Below are 6827 nucleotides of genomic sequence, written 5' to 3' on the forward strand. Positions count from 1 at the left end.
CCCAACAGTTTCCGCAGGTTGGCTGCTCCTGGCAGCCAACACCCACGGCCGGCACCCGCCGCGGGCTGCCCCACACGGTGACCGGACCTCCGGGCAGCGTTCCAACCCGGCCCGTCCGGCGATTGCCGTTCCCTCTCCCCAACCCCTCTCCCATAAAGGGCGAGGGGCCCGGAGTTTCTGTAGGTTGGCTGCTCCTGGCAGCCAACATCCACGGCCCGCACCCGCCGCGAGCAACGTCGGCTGCCTGCGAGCAGCCGACCTACGACCCCGTGGAACGGCCGGTCGTGTGCGAGACATGCCCGCCCGACGGGGCGGCGCGCGCTCAGGCCCGCGCCTGCAGCTCGTCGATGCCGCGATTGGCAAGGGCGTCGGCACGTTCGTTGCCGTCGTGACCCGTGTGCCCGCGCACCCAGTGCCAGTGCACGGTGTGCTGCGAGGCGAGCTCGTCAAGGCGCTGCCAGAGGTCGGCGTTCTTCACCGGTTTGCGCGCGCTGGTGCGCCAGCCGCGGCGCTTCCAGCCGGGCATCCACTCGGTGATGCCCTGGCGGACGTACTGAGAATCGGTGGTGAGGTCCACCTCACAGCGGCGCTTGAGGCTCGCCAGGGCCTCGATGGCGGCGGTGAGCTCCATGCGGTTGTTGGTGGTCTCGGGCTCGCCGCCCCAGAGCTCGCGCTCGTGTTCGCCGTAGCGCAGCACCGCGCCCCAGCCGCCGGGCCCCGGATTGCCCCGGCACGCGCCGTCGGTAAAGATCTCGACTCGATTCACCCCTGTGGGCCTCCGCGGGCGTCGCGGGCGGCGCTGTTGCCGGGCCGCACGCGCGATGCCCCGGCGAGGCCGCCGCGGATGACTTGGAGCCGCGGACGCATCGCCGGCTCCAGCGGCGTCATCCCGGCCACGTGTTTCTGCGCCACCGTCAGGTTTACCCCGCCGGCAATGCGCGCATAGCGTGGCCCGAGCCGCTCCATGGGCGCAAGCCACTCCAGGCTGCGCGTGTGGCGCAGCGGCGGGCGGCAGAACAGGCCCTCGCGGCGCTGCACGGTCAGCCCGAGCAGCCGCAGCCAGTCGTTCACGCGCGAGCGCCCGAAGTAGTGTCCCGTCCACGGCGCCCGGCTGCCGCGCACACCGGCCAGCACACGGCGCACGCCCCAGAGGCTGAACGGATTGAAGCCCAGTACCAGGACGTGCCCCTCCGGTGCGAGCACGCGCTCGACCTCGCGCAGGAGCTGGTGCGGATCCTCACTGAACTCGAGCTGGTGGATCACGAGTACGGCGTCCACGCTCGCACTCTCCAAGGGTAGCAGCTCCGGCTCCGCGACCACGTCCACCGGGCCACGGGGCCAGCGGTCCACCAGCCAGTGGCGGGTGTCGCCAAACAGCGCCGGGCGCTGGCCACGGCCGAATGCGCCGATCTGCACGACACTGCGGCAGTGCAGCGCGGCCAGCCGGCGGCTCAGCAGCCGGCACTCGGCCTCCACGAGCGCACGGCCCAGCGGCGTTCTGAACCAGCCATGCAGGGCGTCGGCCATGGCCCACCTCCCTCTCGGTGTTCTGCGTGTGGAGCATAACGCGGCCCCGGGTGGCGGTCACGCGCGGTTTGGCGCGTCCAACAGGGCCGGGTTATCCTCGCGCGTCATGACCGACGTATTCGCCATATCCGCATTCTCGGACAATTATATCTGGGCCCTCACCCGCGCCGGCGACGACCGCGCCGTGGTGGTGGACCCGGGCGATGCCGCCCCGGTGCGCCGCGCGCTCGACGAGCGCGGGCTCACCCTGGCGGGGATCCTCATCACCCACCACCATCCGGATCACACCGGCGGTGTCCGCGAGCTGGTCGCGGCCGCCGGGGCTGACATCCCGGTGTGGGGGCCGGCGGACGAGCGCATCCCCGGGCGCACCGTCGCGCTGGCGGATGGCGACGCTGTCACGCTGCCCGGCTTCGGCATCACCTTCGAGGTCATCGCCTGCCCCGGCCACACGGCCGGTCACATCGCCTATTACGGCGACGGCATGCTCTTCTGTGGGGACACGCTGTTCGCCGGCGGCTGCGGCCGGCTGTTCGAGGGCACGCCGGAGCAGATGCACGCCTCGCTGGCGCGCTTCACCGCGCTGCCCGGCGAGACACGGGTCTACTGCGCCCACGAGTACACCCAGGCGAATCTCACCTTCGCCGCCGAGGTGGAGCCGGACAACACCGGGCTGCTGCAGCGGCTGACCGCGGTGCGCGAGGCGCGCGCCCACGACCGGATCACTCTGCCCTCGACCATTGCCGAGGAGCTGGCCACCAACCCGTTTCTGCGCACCGACGCACCGACGGTGCGCAAGCGCGCCGCGACCCGCGCCGGCCACGCCCTTGCCGACGGGGTGGCGGTCTTCGCCGCCGTGCGCGCCTGGAAGGACGCATTCTGAAAGACCGCGGGGCGATGGATATCCAATCAAGGAGAATGACCGTGCGATCACGCGCCGTGCTGCCTTTGCTCACGTGCCTGACCCTCAGCGCCTGTAGTGTGGCACCCACCGGCAGCAACAGCGCCGGCGACAACGCGGACAAGGCGTCGTCCCTGGCAGCGGCCGATGCACTGCTGCGGGACAGCTCGCCGACCACCGTGCTGGGCGGGCCCCGGAACACCGCTGCAGACAAATCCCAGGACCGCACGCCCTCCGACGACAAAGGCCCGGACGGCATCTGGCGGACACTGCGCCACGGCTTCCGCCTGCCGGAGCCGGAATCACCGGCCATTGCCGAGCAGATCGATCACTACACCGGCGACCCGCAGTACCTCGCGCGGGTGGCCGAGCGCTCCCGGCCATACCTCCCCTACATCGTCGAGCGCATCCGCCAGCGCGGCCTGCCCATGGAGCTGGCGCTGATTCCGGTGGTGGAGAGCGCCTACAAGCCGTTCGCCTATTCCCACGGCCACGCCGCGGGGCTGTGGCAGTTCGTGCCCGGCACGGCCAGGCATTTCGGTCTGCGGCGGGACTGGTGGTACGACGGCCGCCGCGACACGGTCGCCGCCACCAAGGCAGCCCTGGACTACTTCGCCTACCTCAACGAATTCTTCGACGGCGACTGGCTGCTCGCCATCGCTGCATACAATGCCGGCGAGGGCACGGTGCAGCGGGCCGTACGACGCAACGAGCGCCGCGGCGAGCCCACCGATTTCTGGCACCTGGATCTGCCCGCACAGACCGAGGCCTATGTGCCCCGGCTGCTCGCCGTGCGTGACGTTGTCCGTCATCCCGCGGCACATAACGTGAGCCTGCCGGAGATGGCCGACCGACCACAGGTGGCGGTCGTGACGGTGGACGGCCAGATCGACCTCGCCCTTGCCGCGGACCTTGCGGGGATCTCCACCGAGACGCTCTACCGCCTCAACCCGGGCTATAACCGCTGGGCCACGCCGCCGGACGGACCGCACCGCCTCGTGGTCCCCGCCGACCGCGCCGAGCGTTTCCGCGAGGGTCTGGCGGCGACCGCCCCGTCAGAGCGCATGCGCTGGCGCCGTCACCGGGTTGCCCGTGGCGACACCCTCGGCGAGATCGCGAGCAAGTATCACACCGACGTCTCGGTGCTCCGCGACGTCAACGACCTCAATGGCAACCTCATCCGTGTCGGCCAGGAGCTGGTGGTTCCTGTGGCCGGCCGGCCGGAGGACAGCGGCCGCCTCGCCCGCCAGACCGGCGGCGGGGGCAACCCGCCGATGCGCCACGAGGTTCAGCCCGGCGACAGCCTGTGGGCCATCGCGCGACGCTATGACGTAAGCGTGGATGACCTCACCGCCTGGAACGACCTCCCCTCGAATGCCACGCTCCAGCCCGGCGAGACCCTTGTCGTCGGCCGCGGCAGCAAGGTCGCCAAGACACCACCGGTGCGCCACACCGTCCAGTCCGGCGACAGCCTCTGGACCATCGCGCGACGCTACGACGTCACCGTGGACGAGCTCACCGCCTGGAACGACCTCGGCGCCAACGCCACCCTGCATCCGGGGCAGACGCTGGTCGTACGCCGCAACACTGGCAGCGGCGGTAGCGATCGCAGCGGCTCGGGCAATCACGAGCAGCGCGTGGTCTACACCGTGCGCAAGGGCGATTCCCTCTACCGCATCGCGCAGGCGTTCAACGTCCGCGTGGCGGACCTCCGGCGCTGGAACGCCCTCGATCAGGGCGAATACCTCCAGCCCGGCCAGCGCCTCAAGCTCCGCGTCGACCCGACGAGATAGCGATCACCGGTAGGTCGGCTGCTCCCGGCAGCGGACATCGCCGCCTGGGTGCGTCGGCATCGGGACGTTGGCTGCCAGGAGCAGCCAACCTACCGGAGCTGCCCGGCACACGGAACGCCACCCCCGGCCGGCATGCACGGCGGCAGTGGCGGCGGGAACGCCCGTAGTTCCTGCGCCGCAGGCGTGCGACATTCCGGCTCGGTCACTGAAGACGTCGCACACGGCCCGCGGCCGTGCACGACCTACCGGCCTGGAACGTCATCGAGCAGGGCGAATACCTCCAGCCCGGCCAGCGCCTCAAACTGCGGGTCGACCCGACGCGGTAGGCCATCCCTGGTAGGTCGGCTGCTCCCGGCAGCCGATATCCCCGCCTGGGTGCGTGAGCGTCGGGACGTTGGCTGCCAGGAGCAGCCAACCTACTAGAGGCGGACACGGAGGCCGGTTCTGCCGTTACTCGGTGACGTGCTTTCCAGGCGGGGCCGTTGCGGGACGCTGCGCAAAGGCCGCCGGCACTTGCGCATGAGCGCCGAGAAGGCCCGGGGGGCTCCCTGTCTCGCGCAATAATGACCTCATGGGAGACCACGGCTCGAGGGGCACGCTGCACGGCGGTCGTTGCCGGTATGGCCCGTGCGGCGCGCGGGTAGGCCGCCTGGGGCATCGGTTGGTAACTGTCCGGGGCGTTTAACCTACCGTATAATAATGGGAATTTTCCTGGAAGCCGATTTGACGCCTACCGGTTTGGCGTCGAAATCATCGCCGTTAGCGAGGGTGATCGCCTATGCATGCCGGTATCCCGGAACGAGACTGGAAGGTTTTCCGTGATCTCTACGAAAAGGCGCTGGATCGTTTCTGCCATCGTGCCCTCGACGAGATTGCCACCCTGTGCACGGGCGCCGATGACGAAAGGACCAATCACCAGCGTTACGCCGCCGTGTACGGTCGTCTCCGGGAGATCAACAAAGACATGTCCGCTGCGTTCGATAGGTTTGCCCGGTCGAAGGCGCTGATGCAGATCGCCATCATGCGCAATATGGGCCTGTGGACGGACGAGGAGCTGGCCCGCTTCAGTGAGGACACCCTCGAGCGCACCAAACCACGACCTCTCGACGAGGAGGAGTGAGCCTCCGCCAGGATCAGTTCCGGACTGTCGTACGCCTGCGGCGCGCCAGGCCACAGTCCTGTCCGACGTACCGGGATACGGCCGGCGAACCGGTCAAACCCTTTCGAGTAGGTCGGCTGCTCCCGGCAGCCGACATCGCCGCCTGGGTGCGTCGGCATCGGGACGTTGGCTGCCAGGAGGCAGCCAACCTACCGGAGCTGCCCGGCACACGGAACGCCACCCCGGCCCGCATGCACTGCGGCAGTGGCGGCGGAACTCGTGCAGGTCGCGCGCCGCAGGCGTGCGATATTCCGGTTCGGTCATTGAAGACGTCGCACGCGGCCCACGGCCGTGTACGACCTACCGGCCTGGAACGCCATCGAGCAGGGCGAATACCTCCGGCCCAGCCAGTGCCCCAAGCTGCGCGTCGGCCCGACGGGGTAACCGATCACCGGGATGTCGGCTGCTCAATGGCAGCCGACATCCCGTCCGACAACCTACGCCTTCCTTGTTACATTCCCAATCGCCGACCGGGCGCGGTACGCTCCCTGGACGATGACAGGATCACGCTCGTCAGGGAGGACGAGACCATGGAATACCGGCGTGCACACCTACCGGGTGGATGCTATTTCTTCACGGTGGTGACGCGGTACCGGCAACCGCTTTTTCGTGACGACAGGCTACGGCGATTACTCGGGGCAGCGATTCGCGCCGTTGCCGGGTATCGCCCGTTCCGAACCGAGGCAATCGTCCTGCTGCCCGATCACCTGCATTGCCTGTGGTCCCTGCCACGCGGCGACCCGGACTTCTCGGGACGGTGGCGGCTGATCAAGCGCTATGTCTCCACGCGGGCCGGCGACAAGCGAATCTGGCAACCCCGTTTTTGGGAGCATCTGGTGCGGAATGACGTCGATTTCCGTCATCACTTGGATTACATCCATTACAACCCGGTAAAACACGGGCTTGTAACGGCTCCGGGGGAATGGGCCTGGAGCAGCTTCCACAGGTTCGTGCGGGCCGGGGTCTATGCGGCGGAGTGGGGTACCGCACCGCCGGACACCCCCGACGGGGTTGGCCGGGAATAGCGAAAAATCGGCCGCGTATGCGCGTCGGCGAAGATGTCGGCTGCCTTGAGCAGCCGACCTACCGGAGCGCGCGGGGGGACCGGTTCCGGCCCTGTTCGGTCGGGTAGGTTGGCTGTTCCTGGCAGCCAACATTCCGGTGCCGTTAGACCGGAGCAAAAACGCCGGCTGCTATTGAGCAGCCGACCTACCGGAGCGCGCCGCGGGACCGGTTCCGGCCCTGTCCGGTCGGATAGATTGGCTGCTCCTGGCAGCCAACATCCCGATGCCGTTAGACCGGAGCAAAAACGTCGGCTGCCGGGTGCAGCCGACCGACCGAAGTGCGTCGGGTGGACCGGTTCCGGCCCTGTCCGGTCGGGTAGATTGGCTGCTCCTGGCAGCCAACATCCCGGTGCCGCTACACCGGGGCGAAAACGCCGGCTGCC

At 69.0% G+C, this 6827-nt stretch carries 6 protein-coding genes; 4 read left to right on the plus strand and 2 right to left on the minus strand.

Annotated elements, in window-relative coordinates:
- Window positions 1-322: 322 nt before the first annotated feature.
- Both rnhA and C516_RS0110965 read right to left on the minus strand, forming a co-directional pair.
- Complete coding sequence (gene rnhA / locus C516_RS0110960; protein ID WP_018718435.1) at window positions 323-766, minus strand: ribonuclease HI; 444 nt, start codon at window positions 764-766, stop codon at window positions 323-325.
- Window positions 763-1527 carry a class I SAM-dependent methyltransferase gene (locus tag C516_RS0110965; protein WP_018718436.1) on the minus strand — a complete coding sequence of 255 codons (765 nt, stop codon included), beginning with the start codon at window positions 1525-1527 and terminating at the stop codon, window positions 763-765. Before C516_RS0110965 ends, rnhA begins: the two co-directional genes overlap by 4 nt.
- 106 nt (window positions 1528-1633) lie before the next feature.
- On the opposite strand from C516_RS0110965, the gene gloB reads away from it, so the two are divergent.
- The 4 genes from gloB (at window position 1634) to C516_RS20860 (ending at window position 6405) form a co-directional block, all read left to right on the plus strand.
- Complete coding sequence (gene gloB, locus C516_RS0110970; RefSeq protein WP_018718437.1) at window positions 1634-2410, plus strand: hydroxyacylglutathione hydrolase; 777 nt, start codon at window positions 1634-1636, stop codon at window positions 2408-2410.
- Between the two features lie 35 nt (window positions 2411-2445).
- The gene (locus C516_RS0110975; protein WP_018718438.1) at window positions 2446-4221 is read left to right on the plus strand and encodes a LysM peptidoglycan-binding domain-containing protein; all 1776 of its coding nucleotides are present in this window, start codon (window positions 2446-2448) and stop codon (window positions 4219-4221) included.
- A gap of 778 nt (window positions 4222-4999) precedes the next feature.
- The gene (locus tag C516_RS0110980; RefSeq protein ID WP_018718439.1) at window positions 5000-5341 is read left to right on the plus strand and encodes a hypothetical protein; all 342 of its coding nucleotides are present in this window, start codon (window positions 5000-5002) and stop codon (window positions 5339-5341) included.
- Window positions 5342-5910: 569 nt separating this feature from the next.
- Window positions 5911-6405, plus strand: a complete 495-nt coding sequence (locus tag C516_RS20860; RefSeq protein ID WP_084594186.1) for an REP-associated tyrosine transposase — start codon at window positions 5911-5913, stop codon at window positions 6403-6405.
- The last annotated feature ends 422 nt before the right edge of the window (window positions 6406-6827 follow it).

Origin of the sequence: Arhodomonas aquaeolei DSM 8974 (genome assembly GCF_000374645.1) — a bacterium.
In the GTDB taxonomy this organism is placed as follows: Bacteria; Pseudomonadota; Gammaproteobacteria; order Nitrococcales; family Nitrococcaceae; genus Arhodomonas; species Arhodomonas aquaeolei.